This window comes from Brachybacterium vulturis (genome assembly GCF_043641765.1).
Classification (GTDB): domain Bacteria; phylum Actinomycetota; class Actinomycetes; order Actinomycetales; family Dermabacteraceae; genus Brachybacterium; species Brachybacterium vulturis_A.
Map to the genome: position 1 here is coordinate 174,293 of NZ_JBHZRO010000007.1, position 20,516 is coordinate 194,808.

Annotated in this window: 19 protein-coding genes and 1 riboswitch; of the genes, 6 read left to right on the plus strand and 13 right to left on the minus strand. The window is 72.7% G+C overall.

The window, feature by feature from the left end; translation table 11 throughout:
- Positions 1–12 precede the first annotated feature (12 nt).
- From ACHUEU_RS07680 to glmS, 3 genes are read right to left on the minus strand one after another with little or no spacing between them, the layout of a single operon-like run.
- Entirely contained in the window at positions 13–1,545 is a 1,533-nt protein-coding gene (locus ACHUEU_RS07680; protein WP_394215331.1) for an NAD(P)H-hydrate dehydratase, read from the minus strand.
- The gene (locus tag ACHUEU_RS07685; protein WP_394215332.1) at positions 1,542–2,006 is read right to left on the minus strand and encodes a holo-ACP synthase; all 465 of its coding nucleotides are present in this window, start codon (positions 2,004–2,006) and stop codon (positions 1,542–1,544) included. Before ACHUEU_RS07685 ends, ACHUEU_RS07680 begins: the two co-directional genes overlap by 4 nt.
- Positions 2,007–2,052: 46 nt before the next feature.
- Positions 2,053–3,921 (minus strand): glutamine--fructose-6-phosphate transaminase (isomerizing), encoded by a 1,869-nt coding sequence (gene glmS / locus ACHUEU_RS07690; RefSeq protein WP_394215333.1) that lies wholly within the window; start codon positions 3,919–3,921, stop codon positions 2,053–2,055.
- 249 nt (positions 3,922–4,170) lie between these two features.
- On the opposite strand from glmS, the gene coaA reads away from it, so the two are divergent.
- Positions 4,171–5,127 (plus strand): type I pantothenate kinase, encoded by a 957-nt coding sequence (gene coaA / locus ACHUEU_RS07695; protein WP_394215334.1) that lies wholly within the window; start codon positions 4,171–4,173, stop codon positions 5,125–5,127.
- Between the two features lie 148 nt (positions 5,128–5,275).
- Here coaA and glmM read toward each other — a convergent pair whose 3' ends face one another.
- Positions 5,276–6,622: a phosphoglucosamine mutase gene (glmM, locus tag ACHUEU_RS07700; protein ID WP_394215335.1), complete on the minus strand. Its 1,347-nt coding sequence runs from the start codon at positions 6,620–6,622 to the stop codon at positions 5,276–5,278.
- Between the two features lie 165 nt (positions 6,623–6,787).
- Between glmM and ACHUEU_RS07705 the strand changes: the two genes are divergently transcribed.
- Complete coding sequence (locus tag ACHUEU_RS07705) at positions 6,788–10,120, plus strand: DEAD/DEAH box helicase (RefSeq protein WP_394215336.1); 3,333 nt, start codon at positions 6,788–6,790, stop codon at positions 10,118–10,120.
- A 132-nt stretch (positions 10,121–10,252) separates the two neighbouring features.
- Here the strand turns inward: ACHUEU_RS07705 and ACHUEU_RS07710 are convergent, their stop codons facing one another.
- The 6 genes from ACHUEU_RS07710 to truA form a co-directional block, all read right to left on the minus strand.
- A complete protein-coding gene (locus tag ACHUEU_RS07710) occupies positions 10,253–11,467 on the minus strand; it encodes a CoA transferase (protein ID WP_394215337.1) in 1,215 nt (404 codons plus the stop codon).
- Between the two features lie 128 nt (positions 11,468–11,595).
- Positions 11,596–11,913, minus strand: coding sequence for a hypothetical protein (locus ACHUEU_RS07715; RefSeq protein ID WP_394215338.1), 318 nt, complete (start codon positions 11,911–11,913; stop codon positions 11,596–11,598).
- Positions 11,910–12,161, minus strand: a complete 252-nt coding sequence (locus ACHUEU_RS07720) for an addiction module protein (RefSeq protein ID WP_394215339.1) — start codon at positions 12,159–12,161, stop codon at positions 11,910–11,912. Before ACHUEU_RS07720 ends, ACHUEU_RS07715 begins: the two co-directional genes overlap by 4 nt.
- 177 nt (positions 12,162–12,338) lie before the next feature.
- Positions 12,339–12,848, minus strand: coding sequence for a 30S ribosomal protein S9 (gene rpsI / locus ACHUEU_RS07725; RefSeq protein WP_394215340.1), 510 nt, complete (start codon positions 12,846–12,848; stop codon positions 12,339–12,341).
- A 50-nt stretch (positions 12,849–12,898) separates the two neighbouring features.
- Positions 12,899–13,342 carry a 50S ribosomal protein L13 gene (gene rplM, locus ACHUEU_RS07730; RefSeq protein ID WP_394215341.1) on the minus strand — a complete coding sequence of 148 codons (444 nt, stop codon included), beginning with the start codon at positions 13,340–13,342 and terminating at the stop codon, positions 12,899–12,901.
- A 321-nt stretch (positions 13,343–13,663) separates the two neighbouring features.
- A complete protein-coding gene (gene truA / locus ACHUEU_RS07735) occupies positions 13,664–14,623 on the minus strand; it encodes a tRNA pseudouridine(38-40) synthase TruA (RefSeq protein ID WP_394215342.1) in 960 nt (319 codons plus the stop codon).
- A 139-nt stretch (positions 14,624–14,762) separates the two neighbouring features.
- Between truA and purD the strand changes: the two genes are divergently transcribed.
- Positions 14,763–16,064: a phosphoribosylamine--glycine ligase gene (purD, locus tag ACHUEU_RS07740; RefSeq protein ID WP_394215344.1), complete on the plus strand. Its 1,302-nt coding sequence runs from the start codon at positions 14,763–14,765 to the stop codon at positions 16,062–16,064.
- Positions 16,061–16,975, plus strand: coding sequence for a phosphoribosylaminoimidazolesuccinocarboxamide synthase (locus ACHUEU_RS07745; protein ID WP_394215345.1), 915 nt, complete (start codon positions 16,061–16,063; stop codon positions 16,973–16,975). The genes purD and ACHUEU_RS07745 overlap by 4 nt, the downstream gene beginning before the upstream one ends.
- A gap of 151 nt (positions 16,976–17,126) precedes the next feature.
- Positions 17,127–17,235: riboswitch (TPP riboswitch) on the minus strand.
- A gap of 68 nt (positions 17,236–17,303) precedes the next feature.
- Here the strand turns inward: ACHUEU_RS07745 and ACHUEU_RS07750 are convergent.
- Together ACHUEU_RS07750 and ACHUEU_RS07755 are read right to left on the minus strand one after the other, a co-directional pair.
- The gene (locus tag ACHUEU_RS07750; protein WP_394215346.1) at positions 17,304–17,906 is read right to left on the minus strand and encodes a protein-L-isoaspartate O-methyltransferase family protein; all 603 of its coding nucleotides are present in this window, start codon (positions 17,904–17,906) and stop codon (positions 17,304–17,306) included.
- A gap of 35 nt (positions 17,907–17,941) precedes the next feature.
- A complete protein-coding gene (locus ACHUEU_RS07755; protein ID WP_394215347.1) occupies positions 17,942–18,667 on the minus strand; it encodes an MBL fold metallo-hydrolase in 726 nt (241 codons plus the stop codon).
- A 286-nt stretch (positions 18,668–18,953) separates the two neighbouring features.
- Here ACHUEU_RS07755 and purS point away from each other — a divergent pair, with 286 nt between their 5' ends.
- A complete protein-coding gene (gene purS, locus ACHUEU_RS07760) occupies positions 18,954–19,226 on the plus strand; it encodes a phosphoribosylformylglycinamidine synthase subunit PurS (RefSeq protein ID WP_394215348.1) in 273 nt (90 codons plus the stop codon).
- Complete coding sequence (gene purQ / locus ACHUEU_RS07765; RefSeq protein WP_394215349.1) at positions 19,226–19,951, plus strand: phosphoribosylformylglycinamidine synthase subunit PurQ; 726 nt, start codon at positions 19,226–19,228, stop codon at positions 19,949–19,951. Before purS ends, purQ begins: the two co-directional genes overlap by 1 nt.
- Before the next feature lie 196 nt (positions 19,952–20,147).
- Here the strand turns inward: purQ and ACHUEU_RS07770 are convergent, their stop codons facing one another.
- Positions 20,148–20,465 (minus strand): class I SAM-dependent methyltransferase, encoded by a 318-nt coding sequence (locus tag ACHUEU_RS07770; protein ID WP_394215350.1) that lies wholly within the window; start codon positions 20,463–20,465, stop codon positions 20,148–20,150.
- Between the last annotated feature and the right edge of the window lie 51 nt (positions 20,466–20,516).

The following is a 20,516-nucleotide window of genomic DNA, read 5'->3' on the forward strand; positions in this document are numbered from 1 at the left end:
GAGCTCCTCGGTTCACGTTCGGGCGCCCGCCAGGATAGTCCCGATCGCCTCCGGCAGGTGCACGGCGACGTCGAGGGCGAGCAGCGGCTGTCGACCGCCCTGGGAGGCGAGGCGGCCCGCGCGGCCGTGGAGGATCGCGGCCAGGGCGGCGGCATCGGGTCCGGGGAGTCCGGCGGCGAGCAGGGTGCCGAGCACTCCGGCGAGCACGTCCCCGGTGCCGGCGGTGGCCAGCTGCGCCGTCGCATCGTCCTGGGCGCGCAGCGGGCCGCCGTCGCCCGGGGCGATCAGGGTCACGGCGCCCTTGAGCAGCACGGTCGCGCCGGTGGCGCGGGCGAGCGCGGGGGCGAGCTCCGCGCCGGGCAGCTCCGGGTCGACCCCGAGCCGCTTCGCGAGGCGCTCGGCCTCTCCGCGGTGCGGGGTCAGCACCACGTCCGGGCCGAAGCGATGCGCGCTGGTGAGCACCGACAGCGCGCCGGCGTCGAGGACGCCGCAATTGAGCCGGCCGGTCATCGCCTGCAGAGCGTCGACGCCGGCGACCGCGCGGGGATCGTCGGCCGCGAGCCCGGGGCCGACGACCAGCGCGTCGGTGCGGCCGACGGCGGCGAGGTCGACCGCGTCCGGACCGCCGTTGGCCCGTTCGACGCGGTGCCCGACCACCTCGGGCCGCTCCCGCAGCACCAGATCCAGCACCTGGTGGGGCGCCAGGCAGCGGACCATCCCGGCGCCGCTGCGGGCGGCTCCGGAGACGGCGAGGACCGCGGCGCCGGGGAACTGCTCACTGCCGGCGGCGAGGGCGACCACCCCGCGGGTGTACTTGCTGGCGTCCCGGTCGGGGCGCGGGAACAGTGCCCGCACGTCGGAGTCCTCGAGGCGGAGCACGGCAGAGGTGGCGGGCAGGTGCGGGGACAGGCCGATGTCCACCAGCTGCACGGCCCCGCTGCGTTCGGTGCCGCCGGGCAGCAGCAGGCAGGCCTTCAGCACGCCGAAGGTGATCGTCTCGCTCGCGGCCAGGGCCTCGGGAGCGGCCTGCCCGGTGGTGGCGTCAACGAAGCTGGGCAGATCCACGGCGATCACCGGGACGCCGCTGTCCCGCACCACGGCCAGCAGCGGGGCCAGGGCCGCGGGCACCTCCGGACGGCCGCCGATGCCGAGCATCGCATCGAGCACCAGGGCGGTGGTGGCCAGTCGCTCCTCGAGCATCGTCGGGGTGGTGTCGGCGAGTGCGGTGATCGTGCCACCGGCCTCGCGCAGGGCGGCGGCGCCCTCCTCGTGGAGGCGGTCGGCGGTGGCGATCGCGTCGGCGGCGATGCCCTCGCGGCGCAGGAGCGCTGCGGCGTGCAGCCCGTCGCCGCCGTTCGCGCCGGCGCCGGCGAGGACCAGCACGCCCCCCTCCCGGCCGCGCAGCTCCTCCGACGCGGCGGAGCGCAGGCGGTCGGTGACGTGCTCGGCCAGTGCTCGCGCGGCACGGAGCATCAGCGGCTGGCCCGCGTCGAGCAGGGGCGCCTCGGCCTCGCGGACGGCCTGGGCGGAGTAGGCGCGGATCATCGGGCCGGATCCTTCGGTGATGCCGTGCCGCGTTCGGCGACGACGATCGCGGTCGCGACGTCCCCGTCGTGCGAGAGGGACAGGTGCAGGTGGACCACACCCTGCTGCTCGGCGGCGCGCAGGGTGGCGCCGCGCAGGCGCAGGTAGGGGCGGCGCACGTGGGTGCGCTCGACGGTGACGTCCTGCCAGGAGAAGTCCCCGGGAGCGCCGAGGGCCTTGCCGACCGCCTCCTTGGCGGCGACCCGGGCGGCGCGGGACGCGGCGGAGAGGCTGCGCTCGCTGGGCGTGAGCAGCCGGTCCAGCAGGGCCGGGGTCCGCTCCAGCATGGCGGTCAGTCGGGCGATCTCGACGACGTCGATGCCGACGCCCACCACGGTGCCGTCGTCCCGGGGCGCGAACGCCCGACCCCCGAAGCTGTCATCGGGGCCGGGCGTCGGCGTCGCGGTGGGAGAAGTGCTCACCTGGGCAGTATCACACCCCGGCCGGGGCAGGGGTGAAGGGGCGAGGTCACTCGACGGTGACGGACTTGGCGAGGTTGCGGGGCTGGTCCACGTCCAGGCCCTTCGCGGTGGCGAGCTCGCAGGAGAAGATCTGCAGCGGGATCACCGTCAGCAGCGCCGCGAAGAGGGTGCGGGTGGCGGGCACCCGGATCACCTCATCGGCGAAGGGCAGCACCGCGTCATCGCCCTCCTCGGCGATCACCAGGGTGCGGGCGCCGCGGGCGCGCACCTCCTGGATGTTGGAGACCACCTTGGAGTGCAGGGAGTGGCGGCCGTTCGGGGAGGGGACGATGACGAACACCGGCTGCCCCTCCTCGACCAGGGCGATCGGGCCGTGCTTGAGCTCACCGGCGGCGAAGCCCTCGGCGTGGATGTAGGCGATCTCCTTGAGCTTGAGGGCGCCCTCCATCGCGGTCGGGTAGCCGACGTGGCGGCCCAGGAACAGCACACTGGTGGCGTCCTGCATGTCGCGGGCGAGCTGCTCGACCTGTGCGGAGCTGTCGAGGACCTGCTGGATCTGGTCCGGGATCTGCTCGAGGTCGGCCATCAGCGCGGCGATCTCGTCGGGGTAGAGGTTGCCGCGCACCTGGGCGAGGAACAGGCCCAGCAGGTAGCAGGCCGCGATCTGGCCCAGGTACGCCTTGGTGGAGGCGACCGCGATCTCGGGGCCCACATGCAGGTACAGCGCCGCATCGGCCTCGCGCGGGATGGTGGAGCCGCGGGTGTTGCACAGCGCGATGACCTTCGCGCCCTGCTCGCGGGCATGGCGCACCGCCATCAGGGTGTCCATCGTCTCGCCGGACTGGGAGATCGCGACGACCAGGGTCTTCTCGGTGACGACGGGATCGCGGTAGCGGAACTCGTGGGCGAGCTCGACCTCGGTGGGGATGCGGCACCAGTGCTCGATCGCGTACTTCGCGACCGCCCCGGCGTTGGCGGCGGTGCCGCAGGCGACCACCACGATCTTGTCGATGCTGCGCAGCACCGAGGGGTCGATGTCCATCTCGTCCAGCCGCAGCGCCCCGTCCTCGAGACGGCCGCGCAGGGTGTCCGCGACGGCGCTGGCCTGTTCGTGGATCTCCTTGGCCATGAAGGAGTCGAAGCCGCCCTTCTGCGCCGCCACGGCATCCCACTCGATGGTGAAGCGCTTCGCATCGGTGACCTCGGTGCCCTCGAAGTCGATGATCGCGACGGAGTTCGCGGTGACGGTGACCACCTGGTCCTGGCCGATCTCGAGGGCCTCCTTGGTGGAGTCCACGAAGGCCGCGACATCGGAGCCGAGGAAGTTCTCGCCCGCGCCGAGACCCACCACCAGCGGGGAGTTGCGGCGGGCGGCGACGACCGTGTCCGGTGCGCCCTTGTGCACGGCCAGCAGGGTGAAGGCGCCCTCGAGGGAGGCGGCGGCGCGCCGCATCGCCTCGGTGAGGTCCCCGGTCTGCTCCATCTCGCGGGCCACCAGATGGGCGGCGGCCTCGGAGTCGGTCTCGGAGAGGAAGGAGAACCCGTCCTGCTCGAGCTCGGCGCGCAGGCTCGCGAAGTTCTCGATGATGCCGTTGTGCACGACGGCGAGCTCGCCCTCGCGCCCGCCGAGATGAGGGTGGGCGTTGACATCGGTGGGGCCGCCGTGGGTGGCCCAGCGGGTATGGGCGATGGAGACCTGGCCGCTGGTCCCGGCAGCACCCTCGAGCACCTCGCGCAGATTGGCGAGCTTGCCGGCGCGCTTGGTCACGCGCACGTCGTCGCCGTCGATCACGGCGACGCCCGCGGAGTCGTAGCCGCGGTACTCGAGGCGGGCGAGGCCCTGGAGGGCGACGTCCACGGGACGGGAGGAGAGGTTCTCGGCCCGGGGGCCTGCATATCCGACGATTCCACACATGGGGCTCACGCTAACGATCAGCGCGGCGACGAGAGGCACTCGCGCCGGATCGGCGCGAGGCCTTCCTCACCTCCGGGCCGTGCGGCGCGCACCCCTGGCCGCCGACACCTCGGAGCGATCAGAAATGAGCATCCGAGGCTGCACGGGGATGACCGCTGCCGGGCCGGGAGCGGGCCCCGGCGCGACGTCCTGATCGCGCTTCGCGAGTGTGTGCACGGTGCGGCCCCGGATGCTGGGACAATCAGCGCCATGAAGTCCGCGTCGACGTCGAGCACCGTCACCCCGTTCGAGGAGATCTCCCGGGAGGACTGGGCGCGTCTGTCGCTGCAGACCCCGCTGCCGCTGTCCGAGGAGGACGTGACCCGGCTGCGCGGGCTCGGCGACCGGGTGGACCTCAGCGAGGTCGATGCCGTGTACCGGCCGATCTCGCGCCTGCTGAACATCCAGGTCGCCGCCGCGCAAGCGCTGCGCCGCGCGCGCGAGAGCTTCCTGGACCAGCACCAGCACCGCACCCCGTACATCATCGGGGTGGCCGGTTCGGTGGCGGTCGGCAAGTCCACCACCGCCCGCCTGCTGCGCGAGCTGATGGCGCGCTGGCCGGAGACACCGCAGGTGCAGCTGGTGACCACCGACGGCTTCCTCTACCCCAACGCGGTGCTCGAATCCCGCGGTCTCCTGCAGCGCAAGGGCTTCCCCGAGAGCTACGACCGGCGCCGCCTGCTGCGCTTCGTGGCGGATGTGAAGGCCGGGCAGGAGCGCGTCTCGGCGCCCGTCTACTCGCACCTGACCTACGACATCCTCGAGGACGAGCGGGTGGTCGTCGAGCGCCCGGACGTGCTGATCGTGGAGGGGCTGAACGTGCTGCAGCCGGCCCGGCCGCGCCGCGACGGCCGGCTGGGGATGGCCGTCTCGGACTTCTTCGACTTCTCCGTCTACGTCGATGCGCGCCTCGAGGACGTCCAGCGCTGGTACGTGAACCGCTTCCTCCAGCTGCGGCAGACGGCGTTCTCCAACCCCCGCTCCTACTTCCGCCGCTACGCGGACCTCACCGACCAGGAGGCCAAGGAGACGGCACTGGGGATCTGGCGCTCGATCAACGGCCCGAACCTCACCGAGAACGTCGTCCCCACCCGCGGCCGCGCCGACCTGGTGCTGCGCAAGGACGGCCGGCACCGGGTGCACTCGGTGCTGCTGCGGAAGGTGTGAGCGGGGCGGTCACTGCCGGGTACTGCCCGGCACAGCGCCAAAGAAATTTACGTGGAGGACCGATGCCGAGCTCGGCATCGGTCCTCCACGTACAAAACTCGCTTCAGGTGAGCGGCGAGGCGTCACCGCGCTCCCGGAGCGCCCAGCCTCAGAGCCCCACGCGCTCCCGGACGATGACGGCGAGACGCTCGGCCAGCTCGGACGCCTGCTCGTCGGTGGGGGCCTCGACCATCACGCGCACCACCGGCTCGGTGCCCGAGGGGCGCAGCAGCACGCGGCCGGTCTCCCCCAGCTCGGCCTCGGCGGCGGCGATCGCGTCGGCGACCCCGCGGTCGATGGTGGCCTTGGCCTTGTCGATGTCCTTGACGTTGAGCAGCGCCTGCGGGAGGCGGGTCATGACATTCGCCAATTCGCGGGCGGGGCGGCCGGTCTCGGCCATCCGCTGCAGCAGGTGCAGGGCGGTGAGCTCGCCGTCGCCGGTGGTGGCGTGCTCGGCGATGATCACGTGGCCGGACTGCTCGCCTCCGATGGAGTAGCCGCCGAGGTTCATCTCCTCGAGCACGTAGCGGTCGCCCACGCCGGTCTGAGCCAGGACGATCCCGTGCTGCTTCATGGCGAGCTTCAGGCCGAGGTTGCTCATGACGGTCACCACCAGGGTGTCGTCGTAGAGCTGACCGCGCTCCTTGAGGTCCAGGGCGAGGATCGCCATGATCTGGTCTCCGTCGATGATCTCGCCGTCGGCGGCGACCGCGAGGCAGCGGTCCGCGTCGCCATCGAAGGCGACGCCGATGTCCGCGCCGTGCTCGAGCACCGCGGCCTGCAGCGGGCCGAGGTGGGTGGACCCCACACCGTCGTTGATCAGGCCGCCGTCGCTGAGGTCCCCGATCACGTGCACCCTCGCGCCGGCGCGGCGCAGCGCCTCGGGCCCGGTGAGGTGGGAGGCACCGTTGGCGCAGTCGGCGACCACGGTGAGCCCCTCGAGCGAACGATCCACGGTGGAGACCAGGTGCTCGACGTAGGCCTCGACCGCGCCCTGAAAGCGGCTGATGGTGCCCACGTCGGTGCCCTGGGGGCGGTCCCACTGCTCGCCGAGACGGGCCTCGATGGCGTCCTCGACCTCGTCGGGCAGCTTGGTGCCGCCGCGGGCGAAGAACTTGATGCCGTTGTCCGGGGCGGGGTTGTGGGAGGCGGAGATCATCACGCCCAGATCCGCGCCGGTGGACTGCACCAGATACGCCAGCCCCGGGGTGGGCAGCACCTCGGCATCGAGCACGTCGATCCCGGCGGCGGCGAGCCCCGCGCACACCGCGGCGGAGAGGAAATCGCCGGAGGGACGGGTGTCGCGGGCGACGATCGCGCGGGGCCGGGTGCCGCCGAAGGCGCCCAGCGTGCCGAGCACATGGGCCGCGCCCACGCTCAGCTCGACCGCGAGCTCCGCGGTGATGTCGCCGTTCGCGCGTCCGCGCACTCCGTCGGTGCCGAAGAGTCGTGCCACAGGGTTCTCCTCATGAGGATCGGTGTCTGGGGGCCGACGGGCAGCTGCTGCGCGGCAGCGCCGCGCGGCCTCCGCGCCGGTGTCCGCTGTGAGACTACCCGCTGAGGGCCTGCCCGCCGCTCCCGTTCCTCGTCACGGCGGCGGGCCGGGGGCTACGTTGGAGGGATGCCCGATCCCGTCCTGCTCCCTCGACTGCTGCCCTCCGCGATCAGCCATCACGTGGGCGATCGCACCGCGAGCCGCGGCCTCGGCGCCGCCCGGGCGGGCCGGGTCAGCGATGTCACCTGGGACCCGGCCACCTCGGTCGTGTCGGCGGGGGTCGCCGACGAGGACGGCGCCGTCCACCGCGCCGAGGTGGAGCTGGCCGAGTACGAGGACGACTCCGTCTCCCGCCGCTTCCACGCCCCGGGGCCCGGTGGGCTGTGGCGCCCGCGCCGCTCGGGCTGCGACTGCCTCGTCGGGGAGTCGTGCGTGCACGTCGCGGCGACCCTGTACCGGGTCAACGACCTGGGCACCCAGGCGATGCAGGAGAGCCCGCCCGCCGAATGGCGCAGCGTGCTGCGGCCGCTGCTGAACTCGTCGGTCACCACCGGCGCCACCGGCAGCGAGGGACCGTCGGCCTCGGGCCTCCCGCGACCGCTCGCACTGCGCTTCGACCTCGAGGCGGGCACCTCCGGGACCGGCACCTCCCGCCACCACCGGGAGACCGCGACCGCCGCGCACCTGGGTTCCGGCGCGGAGCTGTGGCTGGGGATGCGACCCCTGACCCGGGGACGCAAGGGCACCTGGATCAAGGGCGACCTGTCCTGGCGCAGCTTCGAATACCGGCTGGCCGGGCGGGAGTACGATCCGGCCCACGGAGAGGCCCTGACCCGCCTCTTCGCGGCGGCCTCGGTCGAGCGCTCCTACTCCAGCGGCGCGATCGAGCACCTCTGGCTGAACTCCATCACCTCGCCGCTGCTGTGGCAGTCCCTCGAGCACGCCCGCGCCGCCGGGGTGGAGTTCCTGCCCGGCGCCGGTCTCGCCGCGATCGAGCTGGTGGGCGGTGGAGAGGTGGGCCTGGACCTGCAGACCCGCGGTCCTTCCCAGGAGCTGCAGGTCACCCCGCGCATCAGCATCGGTGGCCGGCCGGTGGCGCAGGGAAGGCTGCTGGGCGCCTCCGGGGTGCTGGACGTCGAGGAGCTCGCCGAGGAGCAGCTCCTGGCCCGCCTCGCCCCGCTCAGCGCTGCCGTGCCCCGGGCGCTGCGCACCCTGCTGCACCGCCGACAGCCGCTGGTGGTGCCGCCCGCGGACCGCGAGATCTTCCTCGAGATCGCCTACCCGCAGCTGCGCGCCCTGACCACGATCACCAGTGACGACGGCAGCGTCGAGCTGCCCGCGGCGCGCCGACCTACCCTGCACCTGAGCGCCGGCTACGCCTCCGGGGACCGTCTCTCCCTGCGCTGGTCCTGGCGCTACCACGAGCCGGACCGGCAGCTGCCGATGGACCAGCGCCACGGCGCCCACCGCGACCTCGCCCATGAGGAGGCCGTGATCGCCGAGGCGATGAGTCTGTGGCCGCACTCCCCCACCGACACGCCCGAGCTGCTCAGCGGCACCGACACCGCCCGCTTCACCGAGCACGTGCTCGACGATCTCGCCGCGCTGGATCATGTCGAGGTGGAGGTGACCGGCACCCGCCACGCCTACCGGGAGCTGGACGGCGATCCGCGCGTGCGCATCACCCAGCAGGCCTCGCCGGGGAAGAACGACTGGTTCGACCTCGGCTTCGAGATCACCATCGAGGGCCGGCAGATCCCGTTCCCGAGCCTGTTCGTGGCCCTCGCCCGGGGCCGTTCGACGCTGCTGATGCCGGACCGCACCTACTTCTCGCTGGACCATCCGGCCTTCGATGCGCTGCGGGACCTGATCCGCGAGGGCGAGGCGCTCGCGGAGTGGGAGCCCGAGCAGCAGCAGATCTCCCGCTTCCAGGTGGACATGTGGGACGACCTGCAGGAAGCCGCCGACGAGACGGTCGCGTCCCAGGAGTGGAGCCGCACCGCGCTGTCCCTGCGCTCGCTCCAGCAGACCCCCGCTCCTCCGCTGCCCCGCTCCGTGCAGGCCGAGCTCCGGACCTATCAGCACGAGGGCTTCACCTGGCTCGCCTTCCTGTTCACGCACCGGCTCGGCGGGGTGCTGGCCGATGACATGGGCCTGGGCAAGACCGTCCAGACTCTCGCCCTGATCGCCCGTGCCCGCGAGCAGGCCCCCGAGGACCCGCCGTTCCTGGTGGTCGCCCCGGCCTCGGTGCTGCCGGTGTGGCGGCGCGAGGCGGAGCGCTTCACCCCGGGGCTCACGGTGCGGGTGCTAGACCGCACCACCGCCTCCCGCGGCACGGATCTGGCCGCGGCGATGGTCGGCGCGGATGTGGTGGTCACCAGCTACTCGGTGCTGCGGATCGACGAGGAGGACTTCGCCGGCGCGCCCTTCCAGGGCTTCGTGCTCGACGAGGCGCAGTTCGTGAAGAACCGCCGCTCCCGCACCCACCGGGCGGCGAAGGGTGTGCGCGCGGGCTTCCGCCTGGCGATCACGGGCACCCCGATGGAGAACTCGCTGGATGACCTGTGGGCGATCTTCGACCTGGTCGCCCCGGGCCTGCTGGGCACCGCGCTCGGGTTCCGCAAGCGATACACGCTGCCGATCGAGACCGGTGATCATCCCGGGCGGATGGAGCTGCTGCGCCGCCGGGTGCGGCCCTTCCTGCTGCGCCGCACCAAGGAGCTGGTCGCCGCGGAGCTGCCGGAGAAGCGCGAGCAGGTGCTCACGGTGACCCTCTCGCCGGAGCATCGCGCGGTCTACGACACGGTGCTGCAGCGGGAGCGGAAGAAGGTGCTGGGTCTGATCGACACCGATCTGGACCGCAGCCGCTTCATCGTGTTCCGCTCCCTGACCCTGCTGCGGATGCTGGCGCTGGATCCGTCGCTGGTGGACGCCGAGGAGTACGCCGATGTGCCCAGCTCGAAGCTGGAGGCGCTGTTCGACCGGCTCCAGGAGGTGATCGGCGACGGGCACCGGGTGCTGCTGTTCAGCCAGTTCACCTCCTACCTCGATCGGGTCGCGGCCGAGCTGGAGCGGCGCGAGGTGCGCTACGCGCACCTGGATGGCTCCACCCGGGATCGTGACGCGGCGGTGACCGGCTTCCGCGAGGGCGACGCCCCGGTGTTCCTGATCTCGCTGAAGGCGGGCGGTTTCGGCCTCACCCTCACCGAGGCGGACTACGTCTTCCTGCTGGACCCGTGGTGGAACCCCGCCGCGGAGAACCAGGCCGTGGACCGCGCCCACCGCATCGGCCAGGAGCGCCAGGTGATGGTGTATCGGATGATCGCCGAAGACACCATCGAGGAGAAGGTGCTCGCACTGCAGCGCCGCAAGGCCGAGCTGTTCGACGCCCTCACGGACGGCGGCGAGGCGTTCCGCTCCGCGGTGACGGCAGAGGACCTGAAGGAGCTGCTCAGCTGAGCTGAGCGGGCGGCCGGCAGCCGGGGTTACGGACGACGACACCCCAACTCATCCCGCCCGTTCCGCCGATACCGCCCAAGGGTGAAGGGGGCAGAGGCATCGACCCGCGCCTCGGGCTGGCCCCCCGGCTGGTCAGGCTCTCCACACCGCGCGCCCCGCACCGTACCGCCCGACGTCCTGCGCCAGGGTGCGGCCGTCCAGGGTGAGCGGCGGCGGGACGGCCTGGAGCACCCCGGCCTCGGACGACACACGCCGTCGCGGCACCCCGAGTGCCGCCAGCTCCCCCGTCGGCGCCGGCAGATCCAGCAAGGTTCGTGCCGCCCCGAGCAGATTCGCCCGCACCGTGACCGCACGCCCCCGGGCGAGCGCTTCGAGGGCGTGCGCGGCCATCAGGTGGCCGGTGGCGTGATCGAGGGCCTGCACCGGAAGCGCACCCGGGCGCTCCTCGGTGCCGCAGTGCGCCGCGATCCCCGTGGCGGCCTGCACGATCGAGTCGAAGCCTGCGCGCCGCCCCCACGGGCCGTGCTCTCCCCAGGCGGAGAGCGAGAGGATCACTGCCTGCGGAGCGAGCTGCTCGAGGTCCGTGATCCCGAATCCGAGGCGTTCGAGAGCCCCGGGACGGTAGCCGTCCAGGATCACGTCCGCCTCCCCGCCCAGGGCGCGCACCCGGTCCGCCTCCTCACGCCGCCGCAGGTCCAGCACCGTCGAGCGCTTGCCCATCCCGGTGGAGAGATGCTGGTCGAGGATCTCGGGCCGGTGCGGCGGATCGATGCGCAGCACGTCCGCGCCCAGGCAGGCGAGCAGCTGGGTGCAGGTCGGCCCCGCGATCACCCGGGTTAGATCCAGCACGCGCACACCGGCCAGCGGCAGCGGCCCGCATTCTGTGTCCCCACCTGCGTGCCCGACGGCGCTCAGCGCCGATCGCTCACCACGATCTTCGACTCGCGACCAGGGCTCCTCCGCGGTGGCCACCGCGTGCGGATGCCGGCGCCACTGCTCCTCGGTCCGCACGGCGACGGCGATCCCGCCGGCAGCGGAGATGCGCGCCTCGACCTCCGCCGCGTCGAGCCGTCCGATCTCGCGCTCGAGTCCTGACCGGTCATCCACGCCCAGCACCTCGCGGAGCGCCGAGGCGTGATGGGGGTAGTTCCCGTGCAGGCGCACCCAGCCGTCACGCGCCGCGACGAACCCGGAGAACTCACCCCACGGCTGCGGGGAGCGCCCATCGATGCGCAAGTGATCGATCGCGGCGAATGACGCGGAGATCAGCTCCGGGGTGGTGTCGAGGTCCAGGTCGAGCCCCCGAGCGGCAGCGATCTCCGCGGCGGCGTCCCGGGCTCGCTGCACGGAGCTCCACGCCAGCTGTTCGACGTCGAGCGGACCCGTCCACCAACGGCGGGGCCTGACGTGCTCTCCCGGATCGGACCCCGCGCAATGAGCGTCGCCGGCCCGGGCCCCTTCGCTGCGTGGAGAGCTCACGTCAACTTCTCCACCCGCTGCGCCCAATAGCCGGGAAGTCGCTTCTCGTGCGCGTACGCGACGATCACGATCTCGCTGGCCATCACGTAATAGATCACCAGATAGGGGAAGCCACGCACCCTCTTCTTCCGTACCACCGGCAGCCGATCCTCGATCCCGAACGGTGGCCAGGCATCGGGCGCTGCCGCAATGCTGCGCCGTGCGTGGAGAGTGGCGTCGAGCAGTTCCTGGCCGGTGGCCGGATCGTCGTACCAGAGGGCTCCTGCGCGCAGCTCATCGCGCGCCTCGGGGTGCTCCCGCTGAGTGAACCTCACCGGTGCTTCGAGGCGAGCTCCGCCGAGAGCATCCGGTACGTCTCCTCCGCATCGACCAGCTCCACCTCTCCTGCGAGCACGGTGTCGACCCGATGGCCGACCTCCCCGCGCCATGCAGCCTCGACCTCGACCGTCTCGTGGCGGGAGTCCTGATCCACGCTGAGCCGGAGCATGCGGGCGGCGGCCAGGCGCTCCTCCGGGGTGAGTGAGTAGCCGGCCTCTACGTACTGCGTCAGCTTCGCGGACATATCTCGATCCTACGACGGCGGCCCGACGCCTGCCACTGGCTCCGCCCGCACCATGCGCCCGGATCGAACCGGTCGTGGCACAGAGGCAAGCCCCCGCACGCAACGATGCCCTCGACCCGGAGGTCGAGGGCATCGCGTGTACTGCGTGGGCGGTGCGGAGCAGTGCCCCGCAGCCGATCAGCGCTTGGAGTACTGAGGCGCCTTGCGGGCCTTCTTCAGACCGGCCTTCTTGCGCTCGATGATGCGATCATCGCGGCGCAGGAAGCCTGCCTTCTTGAGGGTCGCGCGGTTGGTCTCCTCGTCGATCTGGTTCAGCGCGCGGGCCACACCGAGGCGCACGGCCCCGGCCTGACCCGACGGGCCGCCGCCGTGGACGCGGACGATCACGTCGAAGCGGCCCTGGAGGTCGAGAGCCGTGAACGGATCGTTGATCTCCTGCTGGTGCAGCTTGTTCGGGAAGAAGTCCTCGAGGCTGCGGTCGTTCAGGGTCCACTGGCCGGAGCCGGGGATCAGGCGCACGCGAGCGATCGCGCGCTTGCGACGACCGGTGCCGTAGCCCGGTGCGATCGCGGACTGGCCGGCGCCGACGGCGGCTTCGCCGGTCGACTCGGTGGTGAAGTTCGAGGGGGCCGACTCTTCGGTCACGTCCTCGAGAACCTCGGTCGTTTCGGGGGTGGTCTCAGTCACGGTTCTCCTTGGTTCTTCCGTGCGGCAGGGCGGAGTGGCGGGGCACCCGCTTACTGCGCCACCTGATCGATGGTGAACGGAACGGGCTGCTGAGCGGCGTGCGGGTGCTCGGAGCCCGAGTAGATCTTCAGCTTCTTGATCTGCTGATCAGCGAGCTTGTTCTTGGGGAGCATGCCGCGGATGGCCTTCTCCACTGCGCGCTCGGGGTTCTTCTCGAGCAGCTCGGAGTAGGGGGTGCCGCGGAGGCCGCCGGGGTAGCCGGAGTGGCGGTAGGCGAGCTTCGCCTCCCGCTTGTTTCCGGTCAGCGCGACCTTGTCAGCGTTGATGATGATCACGAAGTCGCCTGCATCCACATGGGGTGCGAAGACCGGCTTGTGCTTTCCCCGCAGGAGCTGGGCAGCCTGGGAAGCGAGCCGGCCGAGGACGACATCGTTTGCGTCAATGACGTACCAGGAACGCTCGACATCGCCGGGCTTCGGGCTGAACGTACGCACTCGTGCCTTCTTCTCTCGTCGTGGTGCCCGGGCGGCGGGACGCCGACCAGGCACGGTTCGATGGACCGTGGGCACGCTTCCTTCGGGTAAAAGCATGGCCCCTGTGGTTGGACCCGGACCGTTCCGCTCACGACGCGACGACGGTCCTGGATGTGGGTGAGATCCCCAATCGCGCCGGACGATGAAGAACGGCAGCGGAGTCGGGCACACATCGAGGCACAACGACCGCCCATCCTACGGGGCCCCCGAGTGGAGCGTCAACGCGGAGCGGCAGTTGGCGATGTGATCTGCGCCCGGTCCGGTCCCGCTCCGTGACCGGGCTCAATCGGTCTCCGCGGACTCCGACGGGTCCAGCGACAGCGGCTGGCGCAGGGTGCGGGTGCGCGCGGCCCAGGCGGCGAGCTCCTCGTCCGGCGGATAGGCGACGTGGTCCAGGGTGAGGCCCTGCGGCGGGCACAGCGGCGCGGAGCCGGCGCCGTCCCGGGTCGGGGAGACCCGGGTGCGGGCGGCGAGCACCTGCGCGGGCCAGTCCTCGTCCCGTCGGCCCTCTCCGACCCCGATCAACGCGCCCACCAGGGAGCGGACCATGTGGTGGCAGAAGGCATCGGCGACGACGGTCGCGACGATCAGGCCCTCGTCGGCCCGGCCCTCCCCGGGACGCTCCCAGCGCAGCTCCCGCAGCTCACGGATCGTGGTCGCCCCCGCCCGCGGCTTGCAGAAGGAGAGGAAGTCGTGCTCGCCCACCAGCGCGGCGGACGCCCTCGACATCGCGGCGACGTTCAAGGGCCGACGGTGGCGCAGCACGTCCCGGCGCAGCGGATCGTGGGCGGCGGGGCCGTCGGAGATCCGGTAGCGGTAGCGGCGCCACAGCGCACCGAAGCGGGCATCGAAGTCCTCCGTGACCTCGCGGGCCACGTGGACGACCACGTCCCCCGGCAGCACCCCGGCGAGCCGGGTCACGAGCGCCTCGGCGGGACTGCGGTCGGAGCGTCCGGGAAGGGTGGCGAGCACGGTGTCGGGCAGGTCCAGATGGCAGACCTGCCCGCGCGCGTGCACCCCGGTATCGGTGCGACCGGCGACCGTGACCCGGGCGGGGACCCGGGCGATCCTGCCCAGCGCCTTCTCCAGCTCGCCCTGGACGGTGCGCTGACCGGGCTGGGCGGCCCAGCCGTGGAAGTCGGTGCCGTCGTAGGAGAGGTCCAGTCGCAGGCGGGTCGTGACGCGGTCGCCGGCAGCGGGTGCCGGTGCGGGCGCGGACACGTGCGGGAGGTCGACGGGCATGGGAGCGATCGTAACGGCGCGGGAGCGGAACGTCCCGTCGACCACCGAGGCGAGCCCGCCTGCCCCTCCTCCGGCTCCGCATTCTCCGCAGTGCGGGCAGGTATTCGGCGCCGGGGGCCTGCTGGGTACGCTGAGCCGCGTGAAGATCCTCGTCATCGGCTCCGGAGGTCGCGAACACGCGATCATCCGGCGTCTCGCCGCAGACCATCCCGCCCCTGAGCTGCACGCCGCGCCCGGCAATCCCGGCATCGCGCAGCTCGCGACCTGCCACGAGGTCGCCACCAACGATCTCGACGCCCAGGTGCGCCTGGCCCGCGAGCTGCAGCCCGATCTGGTGGTGATCGGCCCCGAAGCACCGCTGGTGGCCGGTGCCGCCGACCGTCTGCGGGAGGCCGGTCTGACGGTGTTCGGCCCGTCCGCCGCCGCCGCGGTGCTCGAGGGCTCGAAGTCCTGGGCGAAGGAGATCATGGCCGCGGCCGGGGTCCCCACCGCCGCCTCGGTCACCGTCACCGGGCTCGCGCAGCTCGAGGCCGGACTGGACCGGGTCAACCCCCTGGGCGATGTGCCCTTCGTGGTCAAGGCCGACGGGCTCGCCGCCGGCAAGGGCGTAGTGGTCACCGAGGACCGTGCGGCCGCGATCGTCCATGCCGAGGCGGTGCTGACTGCCGGCGGCCAGGTGGTGCTCGAGGAGTACCTGAACGGTCCCGAGGTCTCCCTGTTCTGCGTCAGCGACGGCACCCGCGTGGTCCCGCTGGCCCCCGCGCAGGACTTCAAGCGCGCGCTGGACGAGGACGAGGGCCCCAACACCGGCGGGATGGGCGCCTACTCCCCGCTCCCCTGGGCGCCGGCGGGCCTGACCGACGAGGTGCTGGAGACGGTCGCCCGCCCGACGATCGCGGAGCTCGCCGCCCGCGGCATCCCCTTCGTGGGGGTTCTGTACTGCGGGCTGGCGCTCACCTCGCGCGGGCTGCGGGTGGTGGAGTTCAACGCCCGCTTCGGCGACCCCGAGACCCAGGTGGTCCTCGAGCGGCTCACCTCCCCCTTCGCCCCGCTGCTGCTGGCCGCCGCCCGCGGCGAACTCGCCGAGGAGACGGAGCTGAGCTGGAGCGAGGACGCCGCGGTGACCGTGGTCCTCGCCTGCGCCGGCTACCCCGCCGCCACCCGCTCCGGGGACCCGATCACCGGGATCGAGGCCTGCGAGGACCTCGGCGCACATGTCATCCACGCCGGCACCGCCGCCGCGGACGGCGCGCTGGTCAGCGCCGGCGGCCGGGTGCTGTCGGTGGTCGCCACCGGCGCCGACCTCGAGCAGGCCCGCTCCCGGGCGCTCGCGGCGACCGAGGAGATCGTCCTCGAGGGCAGCCACCACCGCACCGATATCGCCCGCCGCGCCGCAGCTGCTGCGCACACCGCCCCCGCGGCGTCGGAGGAGACCGCATGAGCACCAGCACCGCACCGCTGATCGAGGCCCCGCAGCTGGAGGGCTGGGACCACATCGTCTCCGGCAAGGTCCGTGAGCTGTACGTCCCCGCCGGGGTGGAGCCCTCGGCCGCCGAGGAGGTGCTGGTGGTCGCGACCGACCGCATCAGCGCCTACGACCACTCCCTCCAGCCCGGCATCCCCGACAAGGGCCGGCTGCTCACCGGGATCAGCCTGTTCTGGTTCGCACAGCTGGCGGAGATCGTCCCCCATCATGTGCTCTCCGGGACCGACGTCCCCGGCGCCGTGGCCGGTCGTGCGGTGCGCTGCCGCGGCCTGGACATGGTGGAGCTGGAGTGCATCGCCCGCGGCCATCTGACCGGCTCGGGCCTGGCCGACTACCGTGCCGGCAGCTCGGTGGGCGGTCACGTGCTGCCGAGCGGGCTGGCCGAGGCCTCCCGCCTGGAGCCTGCGATCTTCACGCCCTCGACGAAGGCCGCGCCCGGGGAGCATGACGAGAACATCACCGTCGCCCAGGCCCGGGAGCTGCTGGGCGAGGATCTGACCGAGCAGCTGGAGTCCCTCACCCTGGCGGTGTTCGAGCGGGCCCGGCGGATCGCCGACGAGCGGGGCATCATCCTCGCCGACACCAAGCTCGAGTTCGGCCACTCCCGGATCGACGGCACCCTGATGCTCGGCGACGAGGTGCTCACCCCGGATTCCAGCCGGTTCTGGTCCGCGGACACCTTCACCCCGGGCCGCACCCCTCCCAGCCTGGACAAGCAGTTCGTGCGGGACTGGCTGACCTCCCCGGCCTCCGGCTGGTCCAAGGGCTCCACCGACGCCCCGCCGGCGCTGCCGGCCGAGGTGGTCGCCCAGACCCGGCAGCGATACGTCGAGGCGTACGAGCGCCTCACCGGCCAGGAGTTCTGAGCCGGGCCGGAGCGCCGCCGGGCGGGGCCCGGCCCGGCAGCGGGCGGCGGCCCACCGGGATCTGCGGCGGGAGCGGTGGTGGGTGCGGAGGCGTCGACAGGAGCGGGGATCACGGTCCGTGCCTTTCCAGACGGGCACGGGCGCGCGGCGACATTCGCTCGGCGGAGCTCCCTGCGCCGGCATGATCCGGATCAGGTTCTACGGTCGGAGTTCGAGAACTCCCTCTCAGCCCGGCCTACCGGACTCCCGTGCACGCGGCCGCCCTCACCGCAGCGGTCCTTCCCGTGCACGGCGTCCAGGCGATGGACCCTCCCGTAACCGGCTCGGCTCACGAAGGGTCCTCGATGAGCGGCACGAAGAGATAGGCCCCGTGGACGGTCTCCTCCAGCGTGTCGCCGCGGCGGGTGATCCGTCGCATCTGCTGGGCGACGGGGATGACCAGGATCCCGTCCTCGCCCAGTTGCGCGGGCAGCGTGGGCGGCAGGCGGCCGGCTCCGGCGGAGACGAGGATGCGGTCGAAGGGCGCGTCCTCGGGGGCGCCGAGCACCCCGGGCCGGGCGGCCCGGATCCTCGCCCGGCCCTCGGGCACGGTCTCGGCGAGCGCGGTGCGGGCCGGGTCCAGGAGCCGCTGCTGCCGCTCGATCCCCAGCACCTCCCCCTCGGGGCCGACGAGATGGGCGAGCAGGGCGGTGGTCCATCCGGAGCCGGCTCCGAGGTCGAGCACCCGGTGCCCCTCGCGCACATCGAGCAGGCGGAGCATGGTCTCCACGGTGGTGGGCTGCGAGTTGGTCTGCCCCTCGCCGATCGGCAGCGGGGCGTCCTCCCCCGCCCGATGGCGGAGCGGGGCGGGGAGGAAACGTGCCCGCGGCACCGCCCGCATCGCCCGGGCGACCCGGTCGGCGGGCCTCGGCCTGCCCGGCAGCTCCTGCATCTCGCCGGCCTCCTGATCTGCTCGCCGCGGCGTGCTCAGTCCGCGCCGATCTCGATGACCCCGTCGGTCGGCCAGTCGCGCACCTCGGTGCCCTCGGGGGCGAGGTTCGTGGCCTGGCGCAGGAAGATCGGGCGGCCCGCGTCGCTCGCGATCGCCTCGTGCACAGGCAGCGCGAGCACCGGGCCGACGGCGCGCAGGAAGTCGATGGTCTCGCCGATCTTCGACCAGGGGGCGACCACCGCGAAGGCGAGCACGTCGATGCCGCGGAACTGCGGGACCGGTTCGAGCGAGTCGCCGGTGATGCCGAGACGGGGACCGTCCCCGGCGGAGAGCACCAGGCCCGAGTTGCCCACCCGGGGGAGGTCCGGATGGATGACTGCGTGGCTGCCGCCGACGGCCTCGATGCGCACCGCCTGCTCGCCCGGTGCCGCGGGCAGCTCGTGCACATCCCCGGCGGCGAGGGCCAGCAGGCGCTGCGCCGGGACCGCGGCGGCATCGCCCGCGGGCTCGGCGAGCAGCGCGGCCGTCTCCGGCTCGGCGAGCACCTCGGCGTCCCCGGCCCGGTCCAGCACCTCCTGGAGCAACGCCCGGTCGAGGTGATCGGGATGCTCGTGCGTGATCAGCACCGCGTCCAGGCCCGACAGCAGCTCAGCATCCAGGCCGCGCACGGCCTCGGCGCTGAAGCCGCCGGGATCCACGAGCAGGCGCCGCCCGGCGATCTCCACGAGCAGGCACGAATGGACGAGGTGGCGGATCTTCATCGGGTCCTCCGGGGTGCGAGGTCAGGTGTGCCTCGAACATATCGCCGCGGACGGCTCCTGCCCAGGGGCGGACTGGGCTGAGTCGTCGAGTCGTCGCCGCGCGGTCGCCTTCCGGCCCGGAGGCGGATCCCACCGTGGCCAGCCCGCCGCCGCTCGGCTCCGGCTCGGTACCATGTGGGGGTCGGGCCCGTCCCGTCGGCCGCCCCGTGCGCCGACCGCGCCCGCCCCTGCATCCCGCACCCGCCCGGACCGCGTCCCGCGGCCGTCGTCCCCCAGGAGAGCACCCATGCCACGTGTCGTGGTCCACGTCATGCCCAAGCCGGAGATCCTCGACCCGCAGGGCAAGGCGGTCGCCGCCGCGCTCCCCCGTCTGGGCTTCGAGGGCATCGCCTCGGTGCGCCAGGGCAAGCGATTCGAGCTCGAGGTCGAGGGCGAGGTCACCGAGCAGGTGCTCGCCTCCCTGCGCGAGGCTGCGGAGACCCTGCTGTCCAACCCCGTCATCGAGGACGTCGTCTCGATCGACGTCGAGGACGCGGCCGAGGGGAAGGCACGGGCCTGATGCGCATCGGTGTGGTGACCTTCCCGGGCACGCTGGATGACCGGGACGCGCTGCGCGCGGTGCGGATCGCCGGCGGAGAAGCGGTCGCGCTGTGGCACGGCGAGGATGATCTGCAGGGCGTCGAGGCCGTGGTGCTGCCCGGCGGCTTCTCCTACGGCGACTACCTGCGCGCCGGCGCCATCAGCGGTTTCGCCCCGGTGATGGAGAAGGTGGTCGACGCCGCGGCGGGCGGGATGCCGGTGCTCGGCATCTGCAACGGCTTCCAGATCCTGTGCGAGACGCACCTGCTGCCCGGCGCGATGATCAAGAACGCCCATCGTGCGTTCCTCTGCCGCGACCAGCCCCTCACGGTGGAGAACAACCGCACCGCCTGGACCGCCGGATACGAGGCGGGTCAGGTGATCCGGATCCCGCTGAAGAACCAGGACGGCCAGTACGTCGCCGATGAGCGCACGCTCGCCGAGCTCGAGGGCGAGGGCCGGGTGGTGTTCCGCTACGCCGCCGGCGCCACGCACGGCCCCGCCGGTTTCGAGGCGAACCCCAACGGGTCGCGCCATGACATCGCCGGGATCACCAACGCCGCGGGCAACGTGGTGGGCCTGATGCCGCATCCCGAGCACGCGGTCGAGGTCGGTTTCGGTCCGGACCAGCCCGGGGAAGGCACCCGCTCGGGCACCGACGGTCTGGGGATGTTCGCCTCGGTGCTGCGCAGCCTGGTCAGCTGACCACCGCGGCCGCACCGCGGCACAGCCGCACACCCGCACAACCGCGCAACCGCACAACCGCACAACCGCACAACCGCACAACCGCACAACCGCACAGCCGGGATCGTCAGGATCCGAACCAGCTCCGGGCTGGGCATGGTTCGGATCCTGACATCCTCGGCGGGGGCCACGGCGCGTGCCCGGCGCACGGGCCGGGTCAGCGCACCGCGCTGAGCACGGTGAAGCGGCGGTCGCGGGCGCGCTGCTGCACGGTGCCGACGCGGGCCTCGAGCTCGGCGCGGTAGCGGAGGTGGGAGTTGTGGACGAACCACAGCTGCCCTCCTGGGCGCAGCACCCGGGCCGCGGAGTCCAGCAGGCCGTGCACGAGGGTCGCGTCCACGACCGTGCCGTCGTGGAAGGGCGGGTTCAGCAGCACCAGGTCGGCACTGTCGTCGGCCTCCTGCGACAGGGACTCGTCCCAGCTCACGCGCACCCCGTCCCGGGACAGCGGGGCCTGACCCTTGTTCGTGGACACGCTGATTCCAGCATTTGCTGGGGAAGCGAGATCATGAACCATGGCCAGGAA

What these genes read in the sequence shown, in the direction of transcription:
- ACHUEU_RS07680 (WP_394215331.1), bottom strand. Translation starts at nt 1,545, where the DNA reads ATGATCCGCGCCTACTCCGCCCAGGCCGTCCGCGAGGCCGAGGCGCCC.
- glmS (WP_394215333.1), bottom strand. Translation starts at nt 3,921, where the DNA reads ATGTGTGGAATCGTCGGATATGCAGGCCCCCGGGCCGAGAACCTCTCC.
- coaA (WP_394215334.1), top strand. Translation starts at nt 4,171, where the DNA reads ATGAAGTCCGCGTCGACGTCGAGCACCGTCACCCCGTTCGAGGAGATC.
- ACHUEU_RS07705 (WP_394215336.1), top strand. Translation starts at nt 6,788, where the DNA reads ATGCCCGATCCCGTCCTGCTCCCTCGACTGCTGCCCTCCGCGATCAGC.
- ACHUEU_RS07720 (WP_394215339.1), bottom strand. Translation starts at nt 12,161, where the DNA reads ATGTCCGCGAAGCTGACGCAGTACGTAGAGGCCGGCTACTCACTCACC.
- truA (WP_394215342.1), bottom strand. Translation starts at nt 14,623, where the DNA reads ATGCCCGTCGACCTCCCGCACGTGTCCGCGCCCGCACCGGCACCCGCT.
- ACHUEU_RS07745 (WP_394215345.1), top strand. Translation starts at nt 16,061, where the DNA reads ATGAGCACCAGCACCGCACCGCTGATCGAGGCCCCGCAGCTGGAGGGC.
- ACHUEU_RS07750 (WP_394215346.1), bottom strand. Translation starts at nt 17,906, where the DNA reads ATGCAGGAGCTGCCGGGCAGGCCGAGGCCCGCCGACCGGGTCGCCCGG.
- ACHUEU_RS07755 (WP_394215347.1), bottom strand. Translation starts at nt 18,667, where the DNA reads ATGAAGATCCGCCACCTCGTCCATTCGTGCCTGCTCGTGGAGATCGCC.
- purS (WP_394215348.1), top strand. Translation starts at nt 18,954, where the DNA reads ATGCCACGTGTCGTGGTCCACGTCATGCCCAAGCCGGAGATCCTCGAC.
- purQ (WP_394215349.1), top strand. Translation starts at nt 19,226, where the DNA reads ATGCGCATCGGTGTGGTGACCTTCCCGGGCACGCTGGATGACCGGGAC.